The organism is Brevibacillus nitrificans, from assembly GCF_003710965.1.
GTDB classification, from domain to species: domain Bacteria; phylum Bacillota; class Bacilli; order Brevibacillales; family Brevibacillaceae; genus Brevibacillus; species Brevibacillus centrosporus.
Map to the genome: position 1 here is coordinate 53,622 of NZ_RHHU01000021.1, position 26,080 is coordinate 79,701.

The following is a 26,080-nucleotide window of genomic DNA, read 5'->3' on the forward strand; positions in this document are numbered from 1 at the left end:
GGTTGTAAGACAAAAAACACAGCGAAGGAGAAGTTGTCATGTCAACACAGACACCCGCTATTGATATCGAGAAATTGCGCAAGGTATACACACGAGGCAAAGAAGAGGTCACAGCGATTCAGGAAATCAGCCTGCAAATTCCGGAGGGCAAATTTGTCAGTATCGTAGGACCCAGCGGATGCGGAAAAAGTACCTTTTTGCACATCGTGGGCGGGTTCATTCCGAAGTCTACAGGGACTGTCCGCATTCGCGGCAAGGAAGTAGACAAGCCTGGTCCAGACCGGGGAATGATGTTTCAGGAATCGGCTTTGTTCCCCTGGAAAAACGTCTACGACAACGTGGCGTGGGGACTCGAGGTGCAAGGGGTGGAAAAGGCAAAGCGGGATGAAATCGTGGAGCATTACCTCAAGCTGGTCCACCTGTGGGACTTCCGCAACAATCTTCCGTCCGAGCTGTCCGGCGGGATGAAGCAGCGGATCTCCCTCGCGCGTGTTCTTGCTTTCAATCCGGATGTTCTGCTGATGGATGAGCCGTTTGGGGCACTCGATGCCCAGACGCGTGAAAAGATGCAGGTAGAGCTGCAGCGCATTTGGCAGGAATCGAACAAAAGCGTGATGTTCGTCACGCATGACATCGATGAAGCTGTCTTTTTGAGTGACATCGTAGTCGTTTTCAGTGGTCGTCCCGCCGTTATTAAGGAAATCATCGAAATTGACTTTGCGCGCCCTCGCCAGCTCGATGTTCACAAAACACAGGAGTTCATGGATATTCGCAACCACATTTGGGACTTGCTCCATCAAGAACACAGCAAGAGTGGAGAGGATGAATTTTAATGGATAAACGCCTTCATAAAATCGCTTTGATCGAAGTCGTTGTTCTCCTGGTGCTTTGGCAGCTTCTCGCCATGCTGCAGTGGATTCCGGAGTATTTGTCCAGTCCTGCCGTGATCGGCAAAGAGCTGCTTGCCATGGTCATGAGCGGGGATCTGTTCTCCAATGCGGCAGCCAGTCTTTATCGCTCGCTTCTCGGATTTTTGCTGGTGGCCGTCGTGGGGATTGTGCTCGGGATCGCAGCTGGTTACTTTAAGCCGATCGGAGTATTTTTCACGCCGATCGTGGATGTATTGAACCCGGTACCGAAGATCGCGTTGCTGCCCATCCTGATGGTTTGGTTCGGCATTTCCGATACCACGCGGGTTCTGCTCATCTTTTTGACAGCCTTTTTCCCTTGTTTTATCGCCACTCAGGACGGCGTACACGGAGTGAAGCAGGTTTACGTCTGGGCTGCGCAAAACATGGGAGCAAGCCGCATACAAATCTTGTGGAAGATCATTCTGCCAGCTGCGCTGCCCAAGATATTTGACGGGCTGCGCGTTTCCCTCGGTTTAACCTTCGTCATGCTGTTTTCCTCCGAAATGATTGGTTCCTCCAACGGTCTGGGGCTAGGCTTTATGATTTTGACTGCCGATATGGCGGGCCGGACCGATTTGATGTTTGTCTCCATCTTTGTCATTGCTTTGCTGGGCTTTTTGTTTGACCGCATCTTATTGGCTGTCCGCGCACGTTTGCTCTGGTGGTCGGAGAACAGGGGGTAGAGAGATATGAAAAAAGGCTGGAATATCATCGTTCAATACCAATCACTGATTTGGATCGTCGTGGCATGGGAAATCATTGCCTTTATGCAAATCATGCCTGAGCGCCTGTTTCCCTCTCTCGGCAAGGTCGTGGTAGTCGCAATCGATCTGATCTCGTCCGGCATGCTGATGGAAAACCTGCCGACGACACTGTTTCGGGTATTCGCCGGATTTGCGCTGGCAGCGGTAGTCGGTGTACCGCTCGGGCTTTTGATGAGCCGTTCGGCCAAGCTCAATGATGTGATGCAGCCGATGTTTTCCCTCGGATATCCGATCCCGCGTGTGGCTCTATACCCGATCCTCGTGTTTATTCTCGGACTTGGCTCGGCGTCGAAGGTTTCTCTGATCTTCATCGAATGTCTGTTTCCGATCGTGCTCAACACCTACTATGGAGCGACCCGCGTCGGCAAAATCTATCTGTGGGCAGGTCAAAACATGGGAGCGAGCAGCAGCCAGATTTTCTGGCGCATCTTGTTGCCTGCGACGATGCCTACTATTTTTACGGGACTCAAAATCGCTCTTCCACTCGCATTCATTATCGCCGTTCTGACCGAGATGATTGGCTCGACCATTGGAATGGGGTATCTGCTCAGCTACATGTCTGCCTCTCTGATGCAGGAAAAGGTACTGGCCTGTGTGCTGCTGATCACGCTGGTCGGGTATTTGCTCAACCTGCTGCTGCAGGTGATTCAGAGAAAATACGTATTTTGGCAGTAGTTTCATGCAATTATCTCACACTTTCGAATATTGACTTTTGATGAAATCGGCCGTATAATCATTTTAAATACAAAACAATGTTTTTTATATAAAACAAAACAGGGAGGCATTACCCATGAGTGAACAAAACATCACAATCGAAGAATTTGAGCAAAAGTATGTAGCGCGTCTGGAAACTAGAAAGCTTGACTACAATGCACTCTCTTTCCAAGAGCAAGTAAATCCAAACTACCGTCGTGCTCAATGCCGTTATGTGGGTACCGGTGGCGTAGCTACAACTGACAGCAACGTAATCCAAGCGCAAAACTTCACTTTGAGCAACATGTACCTGCCAGTAGGCGCTGAAGGTCCTCTGCACCTGCACAGCGACGTAGAAGAAGTATTCTTCGTGATCAAAGGGAAAATCGTAGCTTTGGTTCAATTGGGCGACACTGTTCATGAAATTCCACTCAGCGAGCGCGATTGCATCTGGTCTCCTCCAGGCTACTACCGCGGTGTTCGCAACGTAGGTGACGAAGAAGCGATCATGGCTGTTATGCTGGGCGCTCCAAAACCACAAATCCCTACTTATCCAGAAGGCAGCGACCTGGAAGCCATCCGCGTAGAGCGCGCGAAAGCAAAAGCAGCGGCAGCAGCAGCTGAACAACAAAAATAAGAGCGAACTGTATGGGGGCCTGCCACCACAGGCTCCCTTCTATACAGCGAAAGGACCGGCATTTACAGCACAGCCGGGTCTTTTCATTTCTGGACGAAAATGATTGTTCGAGGTGATCGATGATGCCATACACACAAGTAGGAAACCTCTCCATTCACTACCGGACGGCAGGAGAAGGGGCACCGCTCCTTTTACTGCACGGCTTGGGCAATAATTCTCAGTCGTGGGCAAGACAGCTCGAAGGCTTGCAGGACCATTTCCAAGTCATTGCATGGGACACGCCTGGCTACGGAGACAGCTCCGATCCAGACCCGGAGTTCCGCACCTTTGGCGAGCTGGCAGATATTTTGAAAGGCTTTATTGAGTCTCTGGGCTTTAAAAAGGTGTTCCTGCTCGGACATTCGATGGGAAGTACGACCGCGATGGAGTTCTGTGCGAAGTATCCGGACTTTGTGGAGGCGCTGATTTTGGCGGCGAGCACACGCGGTGGCCGGACAAATCCGGAGACGAACGAACGCAAGCTGCAAAACCGCATTCACAACGTGGAAACGTCACCCGAAAAGCTGGCTGAGCTGAGGACGCCGGATATGTTTTCTCCATACGCCAAGCCGGAGATGATCGCGGAGGCGAAGCGCATCATGTCGATGGTAAGGCCGCCAGGATACCGATCCGTCGCCTACTCGCTTTATAACGCGGACCAGACAGAGCTGCTTTCTTCTATTAAAATGCCGACCATGCTCATTTGCGGAGAAGACGACAAAGTCACGCCTGTAGCGGAATCGCGCATTGTCGAGGAGAAAATTGCCGGCTCTACTCTGAAGCTCATCCCACGGGCGGGGCATTTGTGCTATTTCGAGCAACCGGAGGAATTCAACCGTCTCGTGCTTTCCTTCCTGCAGACATACAACAAGGGGGAAGCGTAAATGAAGATCGGGATCATTGGCGGGGGTACGGTAGCGACATTTTTGATCAAAAGCATCAACGTAGATCAAAAGCTGCCGGGCAGCCTGGTCGAGTCTGTTTATCTGCGCAAGCCTGAGGTGGCAGACGAGTGGGAGCGCACGTACGGGACGCGGGCCTTTACGGATATGGAGGCGTTTTTGTCTTCCGGAATCGATATCGTCGTGGAAGCAGCAACGGTAGAGGCTGTCCGCGATTATGCGGAGCTGGTCATCTCCAAGCGCAAGGAATTGGTGGTGATCAGCGTAGGAGCACTGGTAGATCCAGAGCTGTACGGTCGTTTGAACGAGCTCTGTCGCCAGCTGGGAACCAAAATTTATCTACCCTCCGGAGCCATCGGCGGGCTGGACGTGATCCACTCGGCAATGGCTCTGGGGCAGCTGGACGAAGTAGCTTTGACGACACGCAAGCCAGCAGCCTCCCTTTTGGGGCGTCAGGTAGAGGCAGAGGAAGTCGTATTTTCCGGTACAGCTACAGAAGCCATCAGCAAATTCCCGAAAAATATCAACGTGGCGATCGTGCTGTCACTGGCTGGACTCGGCTGTGATCAAACGAGCGTGAAGATTGTCGCAGACCCAGAGGCAACGAAAAACACTCATTGCATCGAGGCAGTTGGATCCTTTGGGAAAATGAGTATTCGTCTGGAGAACGACCCGATGCCGGACAATCCAAAGACGAGTTACTTGGCTGCATTGAGTGTTCTCTCAACGCTGAAAAAGCAGACAGAGCGAATTACCATAGGCTAAGCAGTGGATTTTCCACGGTTCGCACTTGTTACGCCACCCTGTGACGACTACAATAGGTGAAAAGGTACCAATTGCATGTCCCTTAGTGAAAGGAGTAACAAGCGCTCATGCCGAAAACGGAAAAAGATCGGTATCTGTCCAATTCCCTGATCCGGGGTTTGGAAATTTTAAAAATGTTCGATGCTTCTCATTCCACGCTGAGCTTGGCAGAGATCGCCTCCAAAATGGGGGTGAGCCGGACGGTTCCCTTCCGTTTTCTCTACACGCTTCAGCATCTGGGGTATCTCTTCCAGGATGAGACGACCAAGCGCTATCAGCTGACTCCAAAAGTCATGGAGTTGGGTTTTGCTTTCTTGAACACCATGCACCTTCCCGAATTGGCACGGCCATACTTGGAGAAGCTGCGGGATCAGACTGGAGCATCCGCGCATATCGGCATTTTGGATGGGGCGGAAGTCGTGTATATTGCACGAGCGGCTACATCCACCAGTTTTTCTACCTTGAATGTCATGATCGGCTCGCGACTGCCTGCTCACGCCACTTCAATGGGAAAAGTATTACTGGCCTTTTTGCCTGAGGACAAACGGGCGGCCATGCTGGAGAAGATCGAGCTGCAATCCTTTACGAATCAGACGAAGACGATGATGAAGGATTTGAGCAAGCAGCTGGATGAGATCCGCAGGATTGGATATGCCGTCAGCAACGAGGAGTTTGAGATCGGGATCTATTCTGTGGCGTTTCCGATTTTTGACCGGGACGGGGTCATTATGGCTGCGGTCAATATCGCTTCGCCGACGAGCATGATCAACGAGGATATGATTGATTCGCAGATTATACCAGCCGTTCGCGAGGCTGCTATCGCCTTGTCCGGATACTCCAAGTAAGACCACGATCGTGATTGCAAATAGCAGCTGTCGCTACCGATTGAACTGCATCCCGCTTGTTAGACAGAACTAACAAGAGGAGGTGCAGTTTTTTGCTGTGTGCGTTGACAAAATAAGGGGCTGGGAGTATGATTGTAAATATAAAACATAGTAAAACGGTAGGAATAATATAAATTGAATCAGGGATGGAATCGTGAGGAGGGGACCGAATGGCAAAGAAACGGGAAGCGTTGGACGATCAACTGAGGGAGCGGATCTTGAAGGCGTTGGAAGGCTTGGAGTACGGCTCCATTCACATCGTGGTCCACGACTCACAGGTGGTTCAGATTGAGAGAACCGAGAAGTACCGCGTTCCAGCTGAGAAGGCGGAGGGCATGCGCGCTAGCAAATAAATCGGATTTTGGAATCTTGCAAGGAGAGGGGAGGATCTAGTATGGCAGGTGTTCTGGTTATTGGTGGGGATCGAGTGGGGGAAATTGAAAGCCGGCTTCAGGAGAAAGGGTTTCGCAGGGTCTATCACGTTTCGGGAAGAAAGAAATCGGATGTCAAAGCCATGATTCCTTCTGACACCGAGCTGATTCTGGTATTTATCAACTTCGTCAATCACAATCTCTGTAAAAATATCAAGAAGCTTGCCAAGCAAAGACAGGTACCGATCGTCTTCTGCCGGCGCTCCTGTGAAGTCGTGGAGCAGTATGAACCGATTATCAGCTAGTCATTGATAATGGACAAAGAATCAAAAGAGGGGTATTCGTTGGTGAATAGTCATATTCACTCGCGAATACCTCTCTTTGCTGTCGATTGAACACGAAAAGAATCGAAGCGAAGACAAGCACTCGCAAAACTATTCAACGCTGAATAGGGCAAGGGAGTGTTATCGGCAAAAATGAAGTGGCACGGAATTTGCAGAATATTTATATATCAACGATTGAAGACACTTAGGAGGGAAAACATGAAACGATCTTTCGCCATCATGAGTGTGCTCGTTCTGCTAACTGGACTGTTTGCAGGCTGTAGCAACAACAGCACGAGCCAGCCCCAATCATCCCCATCCGCTTCTCAGAGTGACCAAGCCAATGCCGAGCCGCAAATCCTGCGGATGAATGCAGCGGAACCGGAAACACTGGATTCCGGCATGTCCAACGATGTGATCTCCGGAGCCTTTATCCGCTCCCTGTACGATTCCTTGGTGCGTCTGGACAAGGATGGCAAGCCGGTAAACTCGGTTGCGTCAGACATCAAGGTTTCGGACGACAAAAAAGTGTACACCTTTACGCTGCGCGACTCGAAATGGAGCAACGGCGATCTGGTAACGGCAAAAGACTTTGCCTTCGCCTGGATGCGCGTACTCGATCCGAAAACGGCGAGCGGTTCTGCTTATAAATACTACCCGATCAAAAATGCCCGTGCCTTTTTCCAAGGGAATGCCAAGGCAGAGGATGTCGGCATCAAGGTCATCGATGACAAGACGCTTGAGGTCACGCTGGAAAACCCGACTCCGTACTTCCTGACGCTGGCGACCTTCTACTATCCGGTCAATCAAAAAGTGGTCGAAGGAAATGCCGACTGGGCGAAAAAGCCAGAGACGATCGTGACCAACGGACCTTTCAAGCTGTCGGTCTGGGAGCATAAGAACAAGATCGAGCTGGTCAAAAACGATCAGTACTGGGAGAAAGACGTCGTCAAGCTGGACAAGATCGACTTCTCTATGATCGAGGATACGAATACGGAGCTGGAGATGTTCAACAACGACGATCTGGATTGGGCAGGTGCTCCGATCAGCGGATTGCCGGCCGATGCGATCGGTCCTTTGCATGAGGAAGGCAAGCTGCAAACGATGGAACGCGCGACGAACTACTACCTGCTGTTCCAGACGGAAAAGGCACCGTTTACCAATGAGAAGATCCGTAAAGCCTTCTCCTATGCAATCAACCGCAAAGACATCGCCGACAACATCGGTCAGGCAGGACAAACGCCGCTGATGGGCTTCGTTCCGCTGTCCGCTTCCCTGAAAAAAGAAGGCTACTTCAAGGATAATGACACACAGACAGCGAAACAGTTACTGGCAGATGGAATAAAGGAGCTGGGTCTCACCAAGCTGCCTGAGATCACGTATCTGTACAACACCTCTGATTTGAACAAAAAGATCGCAGAAGCCCTGCAAGCACAGTGGAAGCGGGTGCTGGGCGTCGACGTGAAGCTGGTCAACAAAGAGCTCAAGGTCATGTTTGACGACCAGGAGCAAGGAAACTACATGATTTCCCGCTCAGGCTGGACCGGTGATTACAACGACTCGGTCAACTTCCTCGAGCTGTTGATGGAAAAGAACAGCTCCAACAACTCGACCCTCTGGCATAGCGAGAAGTACGCCGAGCTGGTGCAAAAAGCCTATGCGGAGCCGGATGAGAGCAAACGAAACGAGTATCTGGTAGAAGCAGAGGGGATTTTGATGGATGAAATGCCTGTCACGGGTATTTACAGCAGCGTAAACTCGTGGGTGCAAAGCGAAAAAGTAAAAGGCATTACCGTCGATCCATTGGGCTACATCGACTTCAAATGGGGCTACAAGGAATCGTAATGGACGTGAGGATTGGCCGACACTCTGCAGAGTGTTGGCCTTTTCATGGCAGCTACGAATCACATAAGCAAGGTCCAGAGTTCTTCACCACCAAAGTTGGAGGGATTGTTATGGGGACATGGCAGCAAGTCATCCAGGAAACATTGATCGACGCTCCAGGCGTGTTTGGCTTGGCGGTCACACATTTGGAAACAGGAGAAACAGCGGGAAATCTTGAGAATGAGCTTTTTCAGCTGGCAAGCGCCTTCAAAATTCCGATTCTCGTCACGCTCATGCGCGATGTAGAAGCGGGAAAGATCACACTCGACCAGCGGGTGACATTGAAATGGGAGGAGCGTGTACCTGGCTCAGGCATCCTGCAGGAGCTGGATGCGGGCGCTGCCTTGACGGTAAAGGATCTGGCGACGCTCATGACAATCGTCAGCGACAATTTTGCCACGGACCTCATTCTCCAACTGGTTGGGCTGGACAATGTCAATGCGCATATGCGCGAGCTGGGCTTTACGCAAATCCATCTGCGGCACAACTGCTGGCAGCTGCTGAACCATTGCGTGGGTATGGAGGAACCGGCGGCTTCTCCAGAAGGCTTTGCCGAATTTGAACGGCGCGAGGAGACGGACGATTATGAAATTTTGCTGGATGTTTCCCAGGGGACACTGGAAAATAACGTAGCGACTCCAGCAGATTTGAACCGCCTGCTCGTGATGATCGGGAAGAAGGAGATTTTGACGCCTGCTTCCTGCGATTTGATGCTGGATATCCTGCGCCGTCAGCATTACAACAGTCGTTTGCCGTATTTGCTGCCGCCAGGGACCAAGGTGGCGCACAAGACGGGTACGGTAAACGAAGTCGTCAACGACGCCGGCATCATTTATTTGCCTGATAACAAAGGAGCCGTCGCTGTCACGGTTCTGTCGCGCGGGATCAAAGACAAGCAGGCAGCAGAGCTGACGATAGCCAAAGTGGCAAAAGCAGTTTATGACGTGAGCGTAGGGAGCGGAGAATAATGAGTCAATGGATACCTGCTTTTGAGGAGTTTGCGGAGAAACTGCTTAAGGATGCAAAGGCTCCCGGAGCGGCCATCGGCATCATGCAGGATGGGGAATGGGTGTATGAGCGCACCTTTGGCTTTCGGGATGAAGAAAAGGCGCTGCCGCTGTCGATGGACACCGTTTTCGGGATTGCGTCTGTGACGAAATCCTTCACGTGCGTGGCGATCATGCAGCTGCAAGAGGCAGGCAAGCTATCCGTTCACGATCCGGTCGTAGTGTATTTGCCGGAGCTGACGATGGGCGAAGAGGCGTGGAGAAACAAGATGACGATTCATCATTTCATGACACATACGCCAGGAATGCCGCCACTTCCATATCTGGATGGCGCGATGAAGCGCAGTATGGAAGCAGACCCCGCGATTCTCGGAACGGAGTCTGAGCTGGAGCTGCAGAAGCTGCCTTATCTCGATACGTATGAAGAGGTGCTGCAAGCGATCTCCAGCTATGAAGGAAAACCGCTGGGGAACCCCGGAGAGGTGTTCAGCTACAATAATGATGCCTACGGACTCTTGGGAGCTATCATCGAGCGTGTGAGCGGCAAGCCTTACGAGCAGTATGTCACGGACCATATTTTGCGGCCGCTGGGAATGACGCGGACGGTGTTTGATGTGCAGGACTTAGAGGATCAGGAGGATGTAACGATCCTGTACACCAATAAAAAGATCGAGGGTGTCAGTCAGGTTATCGCAGCCCCTTTGTGGCATGATGCTCCTGCCATGCGTGCAGCTGGGTTTCTCAAGTCGACGGTGCGCGACCTGCTGACGTACTTGAACGTCTTTTGCTCCCAGGGGGAAGCGGTGGGCTCGACTGTCTTGTCACCGGAAAGCGTGCAGCAGATGAAGGGCACCTATGCTCGTGTCGACGGCTATCGCTCGTACGGGTATGGTCTGATGGTCTCTCCTGCTTTTCCAGATGGTCTTCTGATGGAGCATGGCGGCTCGCTGAAGGGGATTAGCTCCCATATTTTCGCTTTGCCTGAAAAAGGGCTGAGGGGCGTTGTTTTGATCAATCTGGACGGCGTATCAGTGAGAGAGCTCGTGGTTGGACTCCTGAATTCGCTCGCTTCCCGACCGGCAGCGGCAGAGCTATACCCGGTCGTTCCGATGCCATTGACCGAGGAAGCACAAAGGGCGTACATAGGCCGCTACGAGTCTGACGAATGGTTGAATGCAACCATTGACCAAAAGGAGGGGCAGCTGTTTATCGAAGTGGACGACGTTTCTTATCCTCTGATTCCGGTAGAAACGGACAGCTTCGTGTTTAAAAGAGGAAACTCTGTGGTCTGGATCGACTTTTTCCGTTCCGAGTCGGGCGAGGTTCGCCGTATGAGCTACGCACTGCGCCAGCTGCAAAAGAAGCAAAGCGTGCAACAACCGTAACCACGCAACCGAATAGGCTCCATAGAAGAAGGGACAATTCGCATTTCTAGCGAATTGTTCTTTTGTTTGTGGTTACCAAATTTTAGAATAAACAGGAGAGTGCCATGATGAAGCCAGCACCTGCGACACCAAAGTGTTTGAAGAACCTGATGGCAGCACTGGACGCGATCGTAGACAAGCATATGGAAATCATGCTCTCCTTTGGAGAACCGATCTCGCGTTACTATCGGCAGTACGAGTATCAACAGCGAATTGGTATTCAAGGGCTTTTGACGGAAACGTTTCATCAATTGTTTACGGAAGCCGATGAATTTGAAGTCTATCAGCAGGTCCTTGCTATTGAGGGATATAAATGGGGAGAGAGATGGGCGCAAGCAGAAATCCCCAAGGAAGTCTTGCTAGAAGTGCTCTATCAGCTGCGGCACCAAATTTTCCAGGTCGTTCGAGAGATATGCGAGAATTCGGAGCGCAAGGAGGGTGTCTTGGCCAGGGTGCACGATATTCTCAATCTTCGCTATCACCATACGATACGAGGCTATTTGGCCTATAAAGATCAGCAGATCAGCCATTTGCATCAGCAAAAAATCGGAATCATCGGACAGATGGCGGCAGGAATGGCGCATGAAATTCGCAACCCGCTGACAGCCATCAACGGTTTTCTGCAACTGATGCAAACAAGCATCAGCCAAGAGCAGTCGATCCGGGAGCAGGAAAGATTCAAGCAATATATCAATATTTGCCAGCATGAAGTTCAGGCGTTAGAGCAGCTTGTAAGCAGCTTTTTGATCCTGGCCCGAAAAAACGAGACAGTAGAGATGCAAAACAAGCGAGTAGAGCTGCGTCCTTTGCTGGAGAGAGTCCATGAGCTGGCAAAGCATTACGTGGTAGAAAAGGACGTGCAGCTTTCGTTTCACTACGATCACGAGGAGTATCAGGTCTGGGCGATTCCGTCCTATGTCGAGCAGATTGGGCTGAATCTGATCAAAAATGCCGTAGATGCCGTGCAAACAAGCGGAGAGGTGAGGGTGAGCATGCAGCGGGGAGGCACGGAAACGCAGGTGGTTGTGAGTGTCGAGGACAACGGCTGTGGCATACCCGAGCAGCGGCTGCGCCATTTGTTCGAGCCCTTTTATACCACGAAGGAAAAAGGGACGGGGATGGGGCTATCCGTCTGCAAACAGCTGATCGAGGAAATGGGAGGGAGCATCGTGGTGGAGTCCAAAGTAGGGGTGGGGACTCGGGTAGATATTCACTTTCTTCAAAAGCTGTAGTAAGTTTTTAAATATTTTTTAAAGTGTACAAAAAATTGTTGAACTGAAATGTTCGGAATAGTATGGTTAAAGAAAATCTGCTGACAAGGAGCATACTAGAAAAAGTGAGGAAGTCATGAAAAAAACTCATCCTATTCTAGCGAGCTATATCCCCGTGGTAGAAGGGTTGGCGAGAACGTTCGGAGAGCATTGCGAAGTGGTTCTGCACGATCTGACAAATGATATTTCTTCGTCCATTATTGCGATACACAACGGCCACGTCAGCGGCAGGCAGATTGGTTCACCTGTCACCAATCTAGCGCTGCAATCTTTGCGCAATGCGAAGACATCGGAGGAATCGTTTGATCTCAATTACCGGAATGACACGATCAAAGGCAAACCGATCAAATCCAGCTCGATTTACATCAAGGATGAGGACGGGACGATCATCGGCAGCCTGTGTATCAACATCGATATGACACACCTCGTGATGGCGCAGGCGGTCTTGGAATCGATGATGGTCATCGAGGACAAGCGTGGAGCGCAGAGCACGGAAGAGAATTTTGCACCAACAGTCGCCATCCTCATGGAGCAAATGATTGAGGATTGCTTAAAGCGTACAGGAAAGCCGATTGCGCTGATGCAAAAAGAGGACAAGATTCAGTTTATTCACCTGCTGGATGAGGTAGGTCTTTTTTTAATCAAGGGAGCCGTGCAGCATGTTGCTGATTTGCTGGACGTATCCAAGTTCACGATCTACAACTACCTGGACAAAAAAGATGGGAGATGAGCTTTATGGCAGAAGTGACGAAAGAGCAGGCACGAGAGCTTCACGACCGTTTTCACGTATTGGATGGGCATTTTGATCTGTTGATGGACGTGGAAATTCAGCGTGGCTATGGCAAGACGAAAATGATCGAGACGGAGTATCTGCCGCGGTTTCAGCAGGGAGGCGTGCACTCGATCGTCGCAGCCGTGTTTGTCGAGGATGCCTTCGTACCCGAAATGAGCATGCGCAAGGCACTCAATCAGATCAGCGCCTTGCACGCAGAAGCAGCCGAGTCGCCTGAACATATCGTCATTGCCAAAAGCTTGGAGGACATCCACAGGGCCAGAGCAGAGCAAAAGGTATCCTTTATCCTTTCTCTGGAAGGAGCAGAGCCGCTGCACAACGACCTGAGTCTTCTGCGCATTTACTATGAGCTTGGTGTGCGCATGATGGGACTTGTCTGGAGCCGCCGCAACTTTGTAGGAGATGGCAGTTTCTTCGCCCCGGTGCGAGAAGGGAAAAAAGGGGGCATCACAGATTTCGGGGTGCGCCTGATTGAAGAAGCAGAGAAGCTGGGGATCGTGATTGACGTGAGCCATTTGAACGACGAAGGGTTCTGGGATGTCATGGAAATATCGGAAAAGCCTGTGATCGCGTCCCATTCCAACAGCCGTGCCCTCGTACCAACGATGCGCAATCTGACGGATGATCAAATCAAAGCAATCGCGCTGAAAGACGGACTGATCGGGTTGAACGCTTTCAGTATGTTTACGGCGAGCACGAGTGCGGAGGCGACCATTGAGCGTTTGGTCGATCACGTCGACCATATGAGAAAGCTGGTCGGAGCAAAGTATATCGGCCTGGGGCTGGATCTGTGCGATGATCTGACCAAGTATTTGCCGCTGGATAGAATCGCGAAGACAAAAGAAATGCCTTTTGACGTGGTGAAGGGGCATGTCTCGCTTCCGGAAATCACGCGCGAGCTGATGAAGCGCGGCTACAAGGATGAAGAAATCGAAGGAATCCTCGGCGGGAATTACCTCAGAGTCTATCAGGAAGTATGGAAATAGAAGCATCACCAAGACCGCTACGACAGCCACACAGACGATCTTTCAAAGGACGCGGGTGATGTTTCCCGCGTTTTTCCTATTCGTGGGCTGAAAAAAACTTTTTCTACCCGTACAAGTAGGAGATTTCCGTCAAAGATGATAGGATAGGAGCATCATAGAAATAGCAGGAAATTATTCAGGATGTGAAACCATCATGCAAATCATTGTGTTTGACTTGGAGACGACTCTTACTCACCAAAGAGATAAAATACCGGAGATCATCGAGATCGGAGCAGCGAAAGTCGTACCTGGCAAAAATGGCGTGGAAGTAGATACGTTTCAGCGGTACACTTTTCCTGCGATCGAGCGGAGAATTTCTGACCGTACACGCAAGTTCATCGGGCTAGATAAAGAGAACATGCCGACGTTCATCCCCTTTCGCAAGGCGTTTGCTTCCTTCATGGAGTGGATCGGGGAGGACCAGGATTTTTATTTGTGCACGTGGGGAATGGATGACAAGCGGCTGATGATCGAGCATTGCGCTCGCTTTGGTCTTCCCTTTGACTGGATGCGCAACTACAATGATATCCAGCCGCCGATCAGCATGATGCTGGCCGATCGCAAACAAATGAGCTTGAAGGAAGCGATCGATACAGCAGGCATCGTTCAGGAAGGCCGGCTGCATTCTGCCCTCGTCGATGCGATTCATACGGCGCATCTGCTGATCAAGTTCAACAAGCAGGTCCACCTGGCGAGAAACACGCCGGAGGAAAACTACAATCTGTCCAGCTCCCTGTACATTACTTGCCGCTCGTGCAAAAAGAGCAAGTACTATACCGATTTCGGGCGAAAGAGCAAGCGCTGCATAGCGTGCTTGCAGCACAAAAAACAGCAGGAGCAAGCTGCTTCCACGGTGGTGCCGCAAACATAAAGCGAATCTGATAGAGCGGAAAAACAAAAAATGCCGAGGGCGGGGAAGCCAGCGGCATTTTTATTTGTTTGTACGTCTTCACAAATCCTCGTCAAACCCCAAGCAGCAGCAAAATAATAGAGGTCAAGCTGAAGCATACGCTGATCAAGCAGAGGAAGGCAACAACCTGCTTGGGATTCAGCCCTGTGCGCAGCAAGCGATAATGCACTTGACTGGCATCAGCCTGATAGATGGGCTTGCCTTGCAAGAAGCGCTTGGTCACCACGAAGAGATTGTCAAAAATCGGTACGCCCAGCGCCAAAATCGGGATGAACAGCGAAAGAATAGTCGCTTGCTTAAAGGCTCCGTCGAGCGCAATCACGGCGAGAATAAAACCGAGAAAGGTCGCGCCGGCGTCGCCCATGAAGATTTTGGCGGGCGGCTTGTTGTAGCGCAGGTAAGCCAGTGCCACCCCGATAAGACTGATGGCCATTACGGCCGAGGTGCTCTGTCCTTTTGCCAAGGCTACCACGAACAGGGTTCCGGCCAAGATCGCCGAGAGTCCGCCGGCAAGACCGTCCATCCCGTCGGAAAAGTTGATGACAGTCGTGACACCGAAAATCCACAGAATGGTGAGGATAAACTGCAGCCAGACAGGGAGCAGGATATATTCCCCGCTGAACGGGTTGTAAAAGCCCGAGAACGTGATGCCAGACAAGTATACAAGCACGGCTGCCGATACTTGTACGATCATTTTTGGCAAGGCTGAAAAGTCTTTGCCTTGGGTCTTGTACCAGTCATCGATCGTACCGATGATCAGGAGCAAAAGAGAGCCAGCCAAAACAGCCAGGGTCTGTACGGTCGATTCCTTGGAAAAGAGCAGAAAGGAAGCGGCGAATCCAATGAAAATGGCGTAGCTGGCAGTCAACGGAATCGGTTCGCGATGTATTTTTCGTTCTACGTCTTTGCGGGGCTTGTCCACAAAATCCAGTCGAAAAGCCAGTTTCCCCAAAGGCGGGATCAACACGAGCACGATACAAAACGACAGTAGAAAGGATAGAGCGTATGTAATCGTAACCATCTCCTATGAATGATAGAGAGCTGTTTTTCCACATGTTCATTATAGGGAGTATTCCAAAATTTGTCGACTCTTGGTAGAAGAGAAGTTTATGTAAGAAAACCTAACAATTACCTATGCAAATGGGTACTCCTCCCTTATAGTAAAAGAAAGAGTTTTCTGTCTTCCTAAAAAGCTAAGGGGAGTGTCGCGATGTCAGCCGAACTGGTTTTTGAGGAGATTACGGAAATGAGTATCGAGGATGCCAACGATCTGACGCGGCTTTTGGTTGATGTGGTGGCGGATGGTGCATCGATCGGGTTTTTGCCCCCACTCGATCCGCATGTGGCGCGTGTGTACTGGTCAGACGTCCTGGCAGATAACGTAGTGGTATGGGTAGCGCGGCTGGATGGGGTCGTTGTCGGCAGCATTCAGCTGCATCTCGCGGCCAAGCAAAACGCCCAGCACCGGGCTGAAATCGCCAAGCTGATGGTTCATCCGACCCAGCAGCGAAAAGGAATGGGCCGGACGCTGATGGCGATCGCAGAGAAAAGGGCGCGAGAGGAAAATCGGACACTGCTCGTCCTAGATACACGGGAGAAAGATCCGTCTAACCTGCTGTACCAATCCATCGGCTATACAGAAGCGGGGCGCATTCCGTTCTACGCAGAATCGCCTGGCAAAAAATTTGACGCTTCCGTTTTCTACTACAAGATTTTGGAGAACAGGTAAGCGAAACGGTTGGAAAGGGGAGACTGCTGATGATCGGATCGGCAGTTTTTTTTTGTACAGCTGGGAATCAACGATAGGGAATAGGGATGAATTGCGCTAAAATAGGTGGAAAGGAGAAGGGGGGTACAGTAGTGTGAAAAGGCTGTATACAGCTCTTTTTTTCTGTACATTGCTCTTTTTTGCAATAAGCGGGTGTACAGATGGCGGACACCCAAATGAGCAAGTGCGGGAACCGGAACACGAAAGTAAGCCGGCTGTTACTCACGGCCCCATTTCGTACGAAAATGATCTGTATGGCTTTCGCTTTTCTTTGCCAGAGAGCTGGAAGGGGTATTCGATCGTCACTGGCATTCCCATTTGACAAACCGCCAGTCGGTTTGTATAGTAGAGATAGAAGAGGGACAGGGCTTACGACGCACATAACAGGAGGAGCTATGCAATCGATTCATCAAAATCCGACTTTCCAGCTGCTGCTCTCGGTCACGGAAGAATTGGTCGTGGAAAAGGGCTGTCACCAAACGACTTTGCAGGACATCATTAAGCGCTCCGGGGTTTCCAAAGGAGCCATTTATCACTACGTCAAAAGCAAGGATGAGCTGCTCGGGTTCGTGCTGAGAAAGCGCTTGGACCAGATCGGCAGAGACTTTTATCAAAGCGTCGATCAAGGGAACCAGAGCTTGGAGGGAGCCTTGAAGGCCATTTCCGGGGCATTGGGTCATATTCACGACCCGAAGGACATAACCAATCTGATTTTTATTTACTTGCTCAGCAAAAAGGAGGACCCGGCGATTGCGGAAATGCTGGAGACGCTTTATGAGCGCAGCATACAGAACTCCCAGGAATGGATTGAGGTCGGTCAGAGAGCAGGTGAGATCTCTGCCACTCTCGATGCGAAAAAAACCGCAGCATTGTTTTCCATCCTGACTTTTGGTGTCCGTGTGCAGACGGTAGTTTCTCCCAACATAAAGGCTTTTACGGGAGAAGATGTGTTTCAGGTCATGTATGATACGTTGTCGAAGGGATAAGAAGAAAGGGTGAAAGCTCGATGTTCTTTTTCACGCTCTTCAAGGTATTGCACATCATTGCCGGATTTACCGCTTTGGCTGTCTTCTGGATTCCGATTGTAACGAAAAAGGGAGGAAAAGCGCACAGCCGAATTGGCTGGGTATACGTCGCTTCCATGGCGATCGTGGCGATCTCCGCCTGGTTCATGGGAATTTGGCGGATTGGATTTGACCCCGATGGAACGGTGGAGTCTGTGGCGTTTGCCTGGTTCTTGATTTTTATCGCGATTTTGAGCTCGGCGACAGCCTGGTATGGACTGCGGGTGCTGCGCTTCAAGAACCGCAAGACCGGGCATCGTCAGTGGGGAGATCTGCTGTTTCCCGCAGTCCTGCTCATCTCGGGGATCTGCATCTCCCTCTATGGAGCGAGCATCGGCTTTACGCTCCTTACGTGGTTCCCGCTGATCGGAATCCTGCTCGGAGCATCCCAGCTCTTGTATTGGCTGCGGCCTCCTGCGAAAAAGATGCATTGGTGGATGGAGCATCTGGGAGGCATGCTGGGCTGCTGTATTGCCACGATCACGGCTTTTACCGTGTTTGGCGCTCCCAGGCTGCTGGGCGTAAGCTCGGTGCATCCGATCGTATGGTTTCTCCCAACCATCGTTCTCGTCCCTGTGATTGCTGGATTCTCCGCGTATTATCGCAGGAAGTTTAACCAAACCAAGCAAATGTAAGTAAGGAATGAAGCCGTCTGGACAGCCAGGCGGTTTTTTGTGTGCAAAACGGACAACCATTTCAGTTTGAAATGCCTGCCATAGCAACTTGTAATTTTCGAAGAATTCCAAACGGTGCTACTATTACTTTTATATCGAATGAAATAAAGAGTGTTAGGGGGCGAGTCATCTGAAGCGTAGTTCTTTGGCAAAACTTACGGAAATCAATGTGTTTGTGCTCTTATTGGCTATTTTAGCTATCTGCGTGGTTTTCACTTACATTGTACCTTCTGGTGAGTATGCGAGGGTGGAGGTAAACGGGAGAAGCGTCGTACAATCGGACTCCTTCCAATACACGGACGCATCACCGATCAGCTTTATGGGTTTCCTAAACAGCATTCATACCGGGATGGTTGATTCCGCGAGCATTATGTTTTTCGTGCTCATCATCGGGGGCTCCTACGGCATTCTGAGTGCAACGGGAGCGATGGAAGCGTTCATTGTGACGTTGGCACGAACGCTCGGTCATCGGGAAAAATGGTTGATTCCCATCATGATGTTGTTTTTCGCAACAGGCGGTTCCTTGATCGGGATGTTCGAGGAGACGCTGCCGTATATTGCGATTCTCGTGCCTTTGGCAGTCGCCCTTGGATTTGATGCGATGACGGGTGCCGCAATCGTTCTGTTGGGTGCATCGGTTGGTTTTACATCGGCAGTCATGAATCCGTTTACAATCGGGATCGCCCAAGGTATCGCTGAGCTGCCGCCGTTTTCGGGGATGGGCCTGCGGATCGTCATCTTTATCGTCATGTACTTGACCGCCGTTGCGTTTGTGTACCGGCACGCGATGAAGGTAAAGAAGAATCCGGCTCTCGGTATTTACGGCTCCTACGATCCAGCCAACATCGACCAGATGATGAGCAAAGGCGTTGTTTTTGAAAGACGCCACAAAGTGATTCTGACCTGCTTCTTGCTGAACATGGTGACGATTGCGATCGGTGTCATCGAGTTTGGCTGGTACATTACGGAGATTGCCGGATTGTTCATCCTGCTTGGCGCGGTTGTAGGGATCATTGGCCGCCTGTCTGCGAATGAGATGGTCGATGCTTTCATGAAGGGGGCAGCCTCGTTGCTTGCGGGGGCCATGATTATCGGGGTAGCAAGAGCGATCGTCGTGGTGTTAAACGATGGACATATCATGGATACGATTCTTTATTACTCAGCTTACATGATTAAAGAGCTGCCACCGTCTCTCACAGCAGTAGGCATGCTCGGCTTCCAGACTCTGCTCAGCTTCGTCATTCCATCAGGAAGCGGCATGGCCGCTCTGACCATGCCAATCATGACACCGCTGTCCGAGCTGGTGGGCATTACCCGTCAAACAGCTGTGCTTGCGTATCAATTCGGGGATGGGATCTCCAACATCATCATACCGGGGATCGCGGTTGCTGGTGTAGGCATGGCAGGCATTTCCTATATCCGCTGGCTCAAGTGGATATTCCCGCTGATCATGATTCAGTATGGGATTGCCATCATCGCAGTCATTGTTGCACACGCCATTGGTTATGGCCCATTTTAACAAAAAGGGATGAAAAACGTTGAGACGTTTTCCCAAAAAAGGAGTGAAGCCTATGCGTACCGTCGTTGATAAAGAGCTGGCAGATTGGGCGGTTGCCCATCGCCGTTATTTGCACGAGAATCCGGAGCTGTCCGGTCAAGAATACGAGACATGCGCGTACATCAGAAGGTGTCTGGAGGAGCTCCAGATTGAGATTCTGGATTACCCGGCGCCGAATCTGGTAGGATTTTTGCCAGGAACGGAAGGACAGAAGACGATTGCGCTGCGAGCAGACATCGATGCCTTGCCGATCGTGGAGGAAGGGGAGAAGCCGTACCTTTCCAGAGTCCCTGGGGTGGCACATGTTTGCGGACATGATGGACATACCGCTATCTTACTCGCTGTGGCAAAATGGATGTCGGAAAATCGCGGCATGATCCGCCACAACATCCTCTTCCTGTTTCAGTCCTCGGAGGAGATGTCGCCTAGCGGAGCGGAAGCCCTCGTTGAGCAAGGGGCGATTGATGGGGCAGACGTCGTGTTCGGCCTGCATCTGATGCAATCGCTGGAGAAAGGCAAGATCGGGTATCATTACGGAGCCATGATGGCATCCTCAGACGACTTTCGGATCAAAATCACAGGCAAAGGCGGTCACGGATCATCCCCGCATGAAACCGTAGATCCTACCTACGTAGCCGGACATATCCTGCTCGGTCTGCAAGCCATCGTCAGCCGCAAAGTGAATCCTGTGCAGCCTGCGGTGATTTCGGTAGGCCAGGTACTGGCAGGCTCCAACTACAATATCATCCCGAACGAGGCGATCATGACAGGAACGATTCGTACGTTCTCGGAAGAAACGCGGCAGTTTATTTTTGAGGAAGTCAAAAGGCTGGCGGAGGGCATGAGTACGACTTTCGGTGCCGTAGGGGAAGTTTCGTACATTCTCGGCACGCCTCCCCTCGTGAATGACAAAGACATGAGCCGCTATGCAGAAAGCGTCATTCGTGAAAGCTACGGCGAGCATGTGGCCGTTGAAATCGAGCCAGTCATGGGGGCGGAGGACTTCTCCTTCTACGGACAAAAGCGTCCAAGCACCTATCTCATGGTCGGCATGGGCGGGGAGAAGAGCCAGTACCCGCATCATCATCCGCGTTTTGACATCGATGAAGAAGAGATTGGCACGGCCATCGATTTGTTTTTACAGCTCGTAAGTCGGTTTGAATAAGGCAGAAATCAAAGGAAAGGCAAGTGATCTGAGAAGGATTGCTTGCCTTTTTTGTGAGGATTGAGGATGATGAAAGGAAGAATATGGATTGTGGAAGGAGTGAGGTCGTTGAAGTTTCGAAGGGTCATCCTGCAGACCAGTATGCTGGAGGAACTGAAGCGATTTTATACAACTGTCCTGCAATTTCCCTTATGTGAAGATGATGCCGATGCTTTTACCGTAGAAGTCGGCGCGACCCAGCTGACGTTTCACAAACAGAAAGAATCCGACTCCGCACCCTTTTACCATTTTGCCTTTGGTATCAGCGAACGAGGTTTTGAACCCTGCTACCAGCGTTTGCACGCAACGGGATGCACATTGAGGAACAAAGATGGCGAGGAGGTAGACACTTCGTACATGTGGAAAGGCAAGCAGGTATACTTTGAGGATCCGGAAGGGAATATCGGAGAAGTACTGGCTTTTGCAGCAGATGCCGATGCGCTGTGGCTATCCGTGCAGGAGATGGGATTGCCTGTAGAAAATGTGAAGGAGGCAGCGAAACAGCTGGCTGCAATCCCGACTGAATATGCCCCCTCATTGACCTTCCCGATCACCCGTATCGAATCTCTCGGTAAGTCCCGGCGCCATGTGGTACGATAAATGAAACAAGCGACGCTGGCAGAGGGAAACAGAGCTGTGCCGCAGCGTTACAGCAGGGAAGCGAGTGAGTCAGCGAGATGGAGTTGCGCCATTTAAAAACGTTTCAGGTCGTAGCGGAACAGTTGAACCTGACAAAGGCTGCGGAACAGCTCGGCTATAGCCAGCCAGGCATTACCTTGCAGATCAAGGCACTGGAAAAAGAATTGGGACGGACGTTGTTTGCGCGTGTCGGAAGGCAAACGTATCTCACTGCGGCGGGCAAGCTGCTGAAGACACATGTAGATCGGCTGTTTGGGGTCATGCATGAGCTGGAGGATGATTTTAAAAAGCTGGATCAGCCGTACGGACCGCTCGTTGTTTCCGGGGCGGAATTTTACTGCTCCCACTACATGCCTACGATCATAAAGCGTTACACGAAAAGCTATCCCGATGTGCGACTGAGCCTGATTTCGGCTGACAGTGCAGATACCGCCAAACGGGTTTTTTCCAATCAGGCCGACGTGGGGATTGTCGCAGGAAATTGCGATTATCCGGATCTGGAGGTCGTGCCGATCAACGAAGAGGACTTCGTGATGGTGGCGTCACCCGCTGTGGTTCAAGGACGTTCGTACATGGAGGTGCTCACCGGGTATCCCTTTTTGCGAAATGGCGTCTTGGAGAAGCTTGGTGAAAAGATCATGGAGGAAGTGACGTTTACTCCTCCCGCCGTCATTGAGTGCAGCAGTGAAGAGACGATCAAGCAGACGGCCATCCGCCAAGGGGGAGTTTGTGCCGTTGGAGAAGACGTGGTAAGCGATGAGCTTGCGACAGGAGAGCTTGAGGTCATCTATCGCTTTCGCAAAAAAATGATCACGTCTCTGATTTTTCTCAAGGACCGGGCAGACGAAGCATCGATTCGGGCATTCGTTTCCTTGGTACAGAAAGAATGGAACCAGTCGAGAAAATCAGGGCTAGTAAAATAAAGAGAGAAGCTCCCAAGCCAAGAGAGGGGAAACGTAAATGAAAGTCGACTATCATGTTCATTTAGAGGAAGGGCCGTACTCGCTGCGCTGGTGGAATCGGACGGCAGATGCACTGCTTGCCTTTCGCCAAACTGGTTACGAACGTCACACGCGTGAATGGATGGAGCAAATTTCAGAGTGGATGGCAAGCCGCATCCAGCAGGGAGCGTTTCACTCGCAATGGCTCGACCTCTACCGCATGCGCGCCAAGCAGCAGGGCTTGAAGCAAGTCGGGATTGTCGATCACCTGTACCGCTTTCGAGAGTTCAAACCGTATTTTGAACAGCACATCCTAGTCGGTGATGATGAGCTGGGACAACTCCAGAGAACGTGGCTGGATCAGGTATGCACAAATTCCATTGATGAGTTCGTGTCGTTCATCGAGTCACAAAAGCCTGCGTGGGAAGCGGACGGCATCCAGCTGCGCCTCGGGATAGAGGCTGACTATTTCGTCGGAGGAGAAGACGTACTTGCTCCCATGATCGCTGCTTATCCTTGGGATTATGTCATTGGCTCCATTCACTTTGCCGATGGCTGGGGATTTGATAATCCGGATACTCAGGAACGCTTTGAGCAGCAGGACCTTCTGGGTCTGTACGAGAGGACCTTTCACGTGATCGAAAAAGCGATCAGGAGCCAACTGTTTGAGATCGTCGCCCATTTAGATAATTTGAAAGCCTTTGGCTATCGCCCCAAAGAGGAACAGCTTTTCCCGCTTTATCAGCGAATCGCCCGTGCCCTGCAAGAGAGCGGGGTCGCAACAGAAATCAATACGGGCCTCTATTATCGCTATCCAGTCAAGGAGATGTGCCCGAGCTACAGCTTCTTGCAAATCCTGCATGAGCATGGGGTGCCGATCACGACTTCCTCCGACTCTCATTTTCCAGATCACATTGGGAGCTATCTGGCAGGGGCACGGCAACAGCTTCGCAAAGCTGGCTACAACCAGATCGCGACGTTTGAAAAACGAGTCCGTCAGCTGGTTGCTTTGGGGGATATAGAGTAATGAGCAAAGGCATTCCTGCTACGGTCGGGGGTGCCTTTTTGTATTTGCATGCGGCAGGAAGTCTAGTTGCCCGCTGCAGAGAGAATAGCGTAAGATTAGGAGAATATTGGAGCGATTGGGAAAGGGGAGACGAGAGATGAAAGTGCCTTATTACAGTCAATTCGAGTCTCGCGAGCGGGTTCTGGACTTGATTTCGGGAAAAATGAATGCTGAGGATGACCCGCTATGGCAGCTGTCAGGGGCAGCAGATCCACAAGAGTATGCGCGCTGGAGCTCCCATATTTGTGGAATGGCTTGCTTGAAAATGCTGCTCGCACAGGAGCAGGGCCGGGTCATTCCCACGCTTGCGCTGATGCGTCCGTGCAGGGAGTACGGTGGCTATGTGGTCGAAGAGGATGGTTCTATCAAAGGACTGATCTATCGGCCGTTTGTGACCTATATCAACGAGCAGTTCGGGCTTTTGGCCGAAGTAAAGGAACAAACGCCGATCGAAGAAATCTACGATCTTCTCGATCAGGGCTATGTGTACATCGCTTCTGTTCATCCTGCCATTCGCACACCCGAGGTAACGCCGCCAAGACTTGGAGGTCATCTTGTGTACGTGTTCGGCAAAAACAGCGAGAAGCGGGAGCTCATTTTTCACAATCCATCCGGGCATACGGCGGCTACCCAGGAAAACGTCCATCTGGGTCTTGACGACTTTTCTCGTTTTTATGCGAAGCGTGGGGTATTGATCGCATTGTCGGATCGCAAGTAAAGCTGCTGCGAAAGATGTGGAATCTAGCAAAGTACTAACTTTCGTTAGATGCGCTTCGCCAAATCATTTTGCTAAGGTAGAGAAGGAACTCGAATAAGCTGCATGGGAGGGGACAACCCAGGTATGTATGAATCGCTTCTTTTCTCGCTGCAATCTTATTTGCTGACTTTTGTGATGACGCCTTTTGGACTGGTTTTTATTCCACAGGGGATGAGCACGCTCATTCAGCACACGTCCTTAGCGCTGATCTTTTACGGCTACTTGCTGATCAATCCACTTTTTTATCGCTTTTTCCTCAACTGGCTGAAAAAACGAGAGCTCCGACAGCAAGCGACGTCTGCCATTCACCGGAAGCATTGGATATGGGCGGGAGGCTGGGCGCTGTTCTCTCATTTTTGGCTGTTTCAGATTCTTCATGCCTATTTGCACAGCGGCAGAGAGGGAGAGGCGGCGATGACTCCTTCGATGGAGCTGGTAGGGCTTTCTGCCATCGCCTTGTTTGTCGTGGCGGGGAGTACAGCATTTATATCCTACAAGTACACGGTGCTAGGAAAAGAAGGACGCTACGACAGTTTGTCTTCTCTCTTTCGGAAATAGCTGTTCTTCACTACTTCAGCTTGAAAATGATCAGACCTGCGATCATGATGCCTATACCCATGACCTTGTTTAGATTCAAAGGGACCTTTTCCACGCCAAAAAGGCCGAGGGAATCGATGATCAGCGCGACGAGAAGCTGCGAGATAAGCAGGATGGATACGGAGTACGCAGGACCGATCGAAGTAATTCCTTTCATCACAGCAAATACGATCAAAGCTCCGAACACGCCTCCGAGCAAATAAACTTTGTTGACCTCCCCGATTTTTTGCCACTCTCCGTCACGGACAAACAGGAAGATCGAAAAGGATACGAGAAAGCCTAAGCCATGTACGATGGCGTTTGTCTGCCACAGTCCCAGCTTCTCGCTAGCTTGCGCGTTAAACACACTTTGCAAGCAAATGAATACGCCAGCCAGTAAAGAATACAAAATGCCCTGCAAGAAAATGACCTCCTGAGCGTGCTATTCGTAGATACTGCCGTTTGCCAACTGCTTGATTTTGTCCCTGTCGATAATGAGAAGGGATCCTTTTTTGCGTTCAATGATATGGGCTGCGCATAAATCACGGATGACTCTGTTCAAATGACGGTAGCTGGTGCCGAGCAAATCCGCTATCTCGGTGAGCTTGCCCGTGTGAAGCTCCGATTCATCGGACAAGGTAGAGAGCAAGTAGCTGGCAAAGCGGTTTTCCACCGGATACAAAAGATTCAGGCTCGTAGAGTTGGAAGAGGTGTACAGCTTATGACTTATTTTTTGCAGGATAAACTGGAGAAAGGGAGGATGATTCAAATAGCGCTCCTGCAAAGTCTTGTAGCTGATCGCCACCAGCAAGCTGGGGTAAACGAATTCCACCGTGTTGCGGACCTCGCAGGGGGTAAAAAATTCGATATCGCCAACGATGGCAAGCGGGTTATTGAACCGCAGCAGCAACGATCGGCCATTGGGTGAGGTCGTATAGATCTTGATTTTTCCGGTCAGCAAAAAATACATATGCTTCAGCTGATCGCCTTTTGCACACAAGATGTCCCCTTTTTCCGCCTGATACAGATGCATCTCGCAGAGGGTGTCTTCACTAAAGATATGCTGCAGCTGGCTGCCAGCGATCAGGGAGTGCAGCAGCGCTTTATCTGTTCGTTCCTTCATCAGATGCCTCCTGTTCTCTCTTTCCTAAGTAAATCCCAAAATGGAACTGAAAAAAAGGACAAATGTCC

Annotated in this window: 29 protein-coding genes; 26 read left to right on the forward strand and 3 right to left on the reverse strand. The window is 50.9% G+C overall.

The genetic code is table 11. The features are described 5' to 3' along the window. Positions 1-38: 38 nt before the first annotated feature. From EDM59_RS27980 to EDM59_RS28055, 16 genes are all read left to right on the forward strand, one after another. Positions 39-833, forward strand: a complete 795-nt coding sequence (locus EDM59_RS27980; protein WP_092275825.1) for an ABC transporter ATP-binding protein — start codon at positions 39-41, stop codon at positions 831-833. After that, the gene (locus EDM59_RS27985; protein ID WP_092275822.1) at positions 833-1,594 is read left to right on the forward strand and encodes an ABC transporter permease; all 762 of its coding nucleotides are present in this window, start codon (positions 833-835) and stop codon (positions 1,592-1,594) included. The genes EDM59_RS27980 and EDM59_RS27985 overlap by 1 nt, the downstream gene beginning before the upstream one ends. A gap of 6 nt (positions 1,595-1,600) precedes the next feature. After that, positions 1,601-2,350 (forward strand): ABC transporter permease, encoded by a 750-nt coding sequence (locus EDM59_RS27990; protein ID WP_122926649.1) that lies wholly within the window; start codon positions 1,601-1,603, stop codon positions 2,348-2,350. A 115-nt stretch (positions 2,351-2,465) separates the two neighbouring features. Continuing rightward, the gene (locus tag EDM59_RS27995; protein WP_122926650.1) at positions 2,466-3,005 is read left to right on the forward strand and encodes a cupin domain-containing protein; all 540 of its coding nucleotides are present in this window, start codon (positions 2,466-2,468) and stop codon (positions 3,003-3,005) included. Between the two features lie 119 nt (positions 3,006-3,124). Further along, on the forward strand, positions 3,125-3,928 hold the full coding sequence (locus EDM59_RS28000) for an alpha/beta fold hydrolase (RefSeq protein ID WP_246011282.1): 804 nt from the start codon (positions 3,125-3,127) through the stop codon (positions 3,926-3,928). Further along, complete coding sequence (gene nadX / locus EDM59_RS28005; RefSeq protein ID WP_122926652.1) at positions 3,929-4,711, forward strand: aspartate dehydrogenase; 783 nt, start codon at positions 3,929-3,931, stop codon at positions 4,709-4,711. It begins immediately after the preceding gene. Between the two features lie 107 nt (positions 4,712-4,818). Then, positions 4,819-5,595 carry an IclR family transcriptional regulator gene (locus tag EDM59_RS28010; protein ID WP_122926653.1) on the forward strand — a complete coding sequence of 259 codons (777 nt, stop codon included), beginning with the start codon at positions 4,819-4,821 and terminating at the stop codon, positions 5,593-5,595. Positions 5,596-5,804: 209 nt separating this feature from the next. Continuing rightward, positions 5,805-5,987 carry a YezD family protein gene (locus EDM59_RS28015; protein WP_122926654.1) on the forward strand — a complete coding sequence of 61 codons (183 nt, stop codon included), beginning with the start codon at positions 5,805-5,807 and terminating at the stop codon, positions 5,985-5,987. Between the two features lie 41 nt (positions 5,988-6,028). Further along, positions 6,029-6,310, forward strand: coding sequence for a DUF2325 domain-containing protein (locus tag EDM59_RS28020; protein WP_122926655.1), 282 nt, complete (start codon positions 6,029-6,031; stop codon positions 6,308-6,310). A gap of 237 nt (positions 6,311-6,547) precedes the next feature. Beyond that, on the forward strand, positions 6,548-8,173 hold the full coding sequence (locus EDM59_RS28025) for a peptide ABC transporter substrate-binding protein (protein ID WP_122926656.1): 1,626 nt from the start codon (positions 6,548-6,550) through the stop codon (positions 8,171-8,173). 110 nt (positions 8,174-8,283) lie between these two features. Further along, positions 8,284-9,180: a serine hydrolase gene (locus tag EDM59_RS28030; RefSeq protein ID WP_246011283.1), complete on the forward strand. Its 897-nt coding sequence runs from the start codon at positions 8,284-8,286 to the stop codon at positions 9,178-9,180. Then, positions 9,180-10,604: a serine hydrolase gene (locus tag EDM59_RS28035; RefSeq protein WP_122926658.1), complete on the forward strand. Its 1,425-nt coding sequence runs from the start codon at positions 9,180-9,182 to the stop codon at positions 10,602-10,604. Before EDM59_RS28030 ends, EDM59_RS28035 begins: the two co-directional genes overlap by 1 nt. A gap of 104 nt (positions 10,605-10,708) precedes the next feature. Further along, positions 10,709-11,875 carry a sensor histidine kinase gene (locus EDM59_RS28040; RefSeq protein WP_122926659.1) on the forward strand — a complete coding sequence of 389 codons (1,167 nt, stop codon included), beginning with the start codon at positions 10,709-10,711 and terminating at the stop codon, positions 11,873-11,875. Positions 11,876-11,990: 115 nt separating this feature from the next. Next, positions 11,991-12,644 (forward strand): helix-turn-helix transcriptional regulator, encoded by a 654-nt coding sequence (locus tag EDM59_RS28045; RefSeq protein ID WP_122926660.1) that lies wholly within the window; start codon positions 11,991-11,993, stop codon positions 12,642-12,644. Between the two features lie 5 nt (positions 12,645-12,649). Next, entirely contained in the window at positions 12,650-13,693 is a 1,044-nt protein-coding gene (locus tag EDM59_RS28050; protein ID WP_122926661.1) for a dipeptidase, read from the forward strand. Positions 13,694-13,886: 193 nt separating this feature from the next. Beyond that, on the forward strand, positions 13,887-14,603 hold the full coding sequence (locus EDM59_RS28055; RefSeq protein WP_122926662.1) for a 3'-5' exonuclease: 717 nt from the start codon (positions 13,887-13,889) through the stop codon (positions 14,601-14,603). 91 nt (positions 14,604-14,694) lie between these two features. Here the strand turns inward: EDM59_RS28055 and EDM59_RS28060 are convergent, their stop codons facing one another. Beyond that, positions 14,695-15,663: an MraY family glycosyltransferase gene (locus EDM59_RS28060; protein WP_122926663.1), complete on the reverse strand. Its 969-nt coding sequence runs from the start codon at positions 15,661-15,663 to the stop codon at positions 14,695-14,697. Positions 15,664-15,852: 189 nt separating this feature from the next. On the opposite strand from EDM59_RS28060, the gene EDM59_RS28065 reads away from it, so the two are divergent. From EDM59_RS28065 to EDM59_RS28115, 10 genes are all read left to right on the forward strand, one after another. Next, positions 15,853-16,371: a GNAT family N-acetyltransferase gene (locus EDM59_RS28065; protein WP_122926664.1), complete on the forward strand. Its 519-nt coding sequence runs from the start codon at positions 15,853-15,855 to the stop codon at positions 16,369-16,371. Between the two features lie 434 nt (positions 16,372-16,805). Beyond that, positions 16,806-17,396 carry a TetR/AcrR family transcriptional regulator gene (locus EDM59_RS28075; protein WP_122926666.1) on the forward strand — a complete coding sequence of 197 codons (591 nt, stop codon included), beginning with the start codon at positions 16,806-16,808 and terminating at the stop codon, positions 17,394-17,396. Between the two features lie 20 nt (positions 17,397-17,416). Continuing rightward, positions 17,417-18,109, forward strand: coding sequence for a DUF2306 domain-containing protein (locus EDM59_RS28080; RefSeq protein WP_122926667.1), 693 nt, complete (start codon positions 17,417-17,419; stop codon positions 18,107-18,109). Between the two features lie 184 nt (positions 18,110-18,293). Continuing rightward, positions 18,294-19,667 (forward strand): YfcC family protein, encoded by a 1,374-nt coding sequence (locus EDM59_RS28085; RefSeq protein WP_246011284.1) that lies wholly within the window; start codon positions 18,294-18,296, stop codon positions 19,665-19,667. A gap of 52 nt (positions 19,668-19,719) precedes the next feature. Further along, a complete protein-coding gene (locus tag EDM59_RS28090; protein ID WP_122926669.1) occupies positions 19,720-20,871 on the forward strand; it encodes a M20 metallopeptidase family protein in 1,152 nt (383 codons plus the stop codon). 108 nt (positions 20,872-20,979) lie between these two features. After that, positions 20,980-21,510, forward strand: coding sequence for a VOC family protein (locus EDM59_RS28095; RefSeq protein ID WP_183193069.1), 531 nt, complete (start codon positions 20,980-20,982; stop codon positions 21,508-21,510). A 77-nt stretch (positions 21,511-21,587) separates the two neighbouring features. After that, entirely contained in the window at positions 21,588-22,472 is an 885-nt protein-coding gene (locus EDM59_RS28100) for a LysR family transcriptional regulator (protein WP_122926671.1), read from the forward strand. 37 nt (positions 22,473-22,509) lie between these two features. After that, the gene (locus tag EDM59_RS28105; RefSeq protein WP_122926672.1) at positions 22,510-23,517 is read left to right on the forward strand and encodes a histidinol phosphate phosphatase domain-containing protein; all 1,008 of its coding nucleotides are present in this window, start codon (positions 22,510-22,512) and stop codon (positions 23,515-23,517) included. A 136-nt stretch (positions 23,518-23,653) separates the two neighbouring features. Next, positions 23,654-24,274, forward strand: a complete 621-nt coding sequence (locus EDM59_RS28110) for a C39 family peptidase (protein WP_122926673.1) — start codon at positions 23,654-23,656, stop codon at positions 24,272-24,274. Between the two features lie 123 nt (positions 24,275-24,397). Continuing rightward, positions 24,398-24,871 (forward strand): hypothetical protein, encoded by a 474-nt coding sequence (locus EDM59_RS28115; protein WP_122926674.1) that lies wholly within the window; start codon positions 24,398-24,400, stop codon positions 24,869-24,871. A 10-nt stretch (positions 24,872-24,881) separates the two neighbouring features. Here EDM59_RS28115 and EDM59_RS28120 read toward each other — a convergent pair whose 3' ends face one another. Together EDM59_RS28120 and EDM59_RS28125 are read right to left on the reverse strand one after the other, a co-directional pair. Next, on the reverse strand, positions 24,882-25,310 hold the full coding sequence (locus tag EDM59_RS28120) for a DMT family transporter (RefSeq protein WP_122926675.1): 429 nt from the start codon (positions 25,308-25,310) through the stop codon (positions 24,882-24,884). Positions 25,311-25,331: 21 nt separating this feature from the next. Further along, complete coding sequence (locus tag EDM59_RS28125; RefSeq protein WP_122926676.1) at positions 25,332-26,012, reverse strand: Crp/Fnr family transcriptional regulator; 681 nt, start codon at positions 26,010-26,012, stop codon at positions 25,332-25,334. Positions 26,013-26,080: the final 68 nt, after the last annotated feature.

Bases quoted from the DNA above. Each gene is read 5' to 3' on its own strand.
- EDM59_RS28115 (WP_122926674.1), top strand. From the start codon at position 24,398: ATGTATGAATCGCTTCTTTTCTCGCTGCAATCTTATTTGCTGACTTTT.
- EDM59_RS28050 (WP_122926661.1), top strand. From the start codon at position 12,650: ATGGCAGAAGTGACGAAAGAGCAGGCACGAGAGCTTCACGACCGTTTT.
- EDM59_RS28035 (WP_122926658.1), top strand. From the start codon at position 9,180: ATGAGTCAATGGATACCTGCTTTTGAGGAGTTTGCGGAGAAACTGCTT.
- EDM59_RS28110 (WP_122926673.1), top strand. From the start codon at position 23,654: ATGAAAGTGCCTTATTACAGTCAATTCGAGTCTCGCGAGCGGGTTCTG.
- EDM59_RS28125 (WP_122926676.1), bottom strand. From the start codon at position 26,012: ATGAAGGAACGAACAGATAAAGCGCTGCTGCACTCCCTGATCGCTGGC.
- EDM59_RS27995 (WP_122926650.1), top strand. From the start codon at position 2,466: ATGAGTGAACAAAACATCACAATCGAAGAATTTGAGCAAAAGTATGTA.
- EDM59_RS28000 (WP_246011282.1), top strand. From the start codon at position 3,125: ATGATGCCATACACACAAGTAGGAAACCTCTCCATTCACTACCGGACG.
- EDM59_RS28040 (WP_122926659.1), top strand. From the start codon at position 10,709: ATGATGAAGCCAGCACCTGCGACACCAAAGTGTTTGAAGAACCTGATG.
- EDM59_RS28020 (WP_122926655.1), top strand. From the start codon at position 6,029: ATGGCAGGTGTTCTGGTTATTGGTGGGGATCGAGTGGGGGAAATTGAA.
- EDM59_RS28010 (WP_122926653.1), top strand. From the start codon at position 4,819: ATGCCGAAAACGGAAAAAGATCGGTATCTGTCCAATTCCCTGATCCGG.
- EDM59_RS27985 (WP_092275822.1), top strand. From the start codon at position 833: ATGGATAAACGCCTTCATAAAATCGCTTTGATCGAAGTCGTTGTTCTC.
- EDM59_RS27990 (WP_122926649.1), top strand. From the start codon at position 1,601: ATGAAAAAAGGCTGGAATATCATCGTTCAATACCAATCACTGATTTGG.
- EDM59_RS28025 (WP_122926656.1), top strand. From the start codon at position 6,548: ATGAAACGATCTTTCGCCATCATGAGTGTGCTCGTTCTGCTAACTGGA.
- EDM59_RS28080 (WP_122926667.1), top strand. From the start codon at position 17,417: ATGTTCTTTTTCACGCTCTTCAAGGTATTGCACATCATTGCCGGATTT.
- EDM59_RS28090 (WP_122926669.1), top strand. From the start codon at position 19,720: ATGCGTACCGTCGTTGATAAAGAGCTGGCAGATTGGGCGGTTGCCCAT.
- EDM59_RS28060 (WP_122926663.1), bottom strand. From the start codon at position 15,663: ATGGTTACGATTACATACGCTCTATCCTTTCTACTGTCGTTTTGTATC.
- EDM59_RS28045 (WP_122926660.1), top strand. From the start codon at position 11,991: ATGAAAAAAACTCATCCTATTCTAGCGAGCTATATCCCCGTGGTAGAA.
- EDM59_RS27980 (WP_092275825.1), top strand. From the start codon at position 39: ATGTCAACACAGACACCCGCTATTGATATCGAGAAATTGCGCAAGGTA.
- EDM59_RS28105 (WP_122926672.1), top strand. From the start codon at position 22,510: ATGAAAGTCGACTATCATGTTCATTTAGAGGAAGGGCCGTACTCGCTG.
- EDM59_RS28065 (WP_122926664.1), top strand. From the start codon at position 15,853: ATGTCAGCCGAACTGGTTTTTGAGGAGATTACGGAAATGAGTATCGAG.
- EDM59_RS28075 (WP_122926666.1), top strand. From the start codon at position 16,806: ATGCAATCGATTCATCAAAATCCGACTTTCCAGCTGCTGCTCTCGGTC.
- EDM59_RS28030 (WP_246011283.1), top strand. From the start codon at position 8,284: ATGGGGACATGGCAGCAAGTCATCCAGGAAACATTGATCGACGCTCCA.
- EDM59_RS28100 (WP_122926671.1), top strand. From the start codon at position 21,588: ATGGAGTTGCGCCATTTAAAAACGTTTCAGGTCGTAGCGGAACAGTTG.
- nadX (WP_122926652.1), top strand. From the start codon at position 3,929: ATGAAGATCGGGATCATTGGCGGGGGTACGGTAGCGACATTTTTGATC.
- EDM59_RS28055 (WP_122926662.1), top strand. From the start codon at position 13,887: ATGCAAATCATTGTGTTTGACTTGGAGACGACTCTTACTCACCAAAGA.
- EDM59_RS28015 (WP_122926654.1), top strand. From the start codon at position 5,805: ATGGCAAAGAAACGGGAAGCGTTGGACGATCAACTGAGGGAGCGGATC.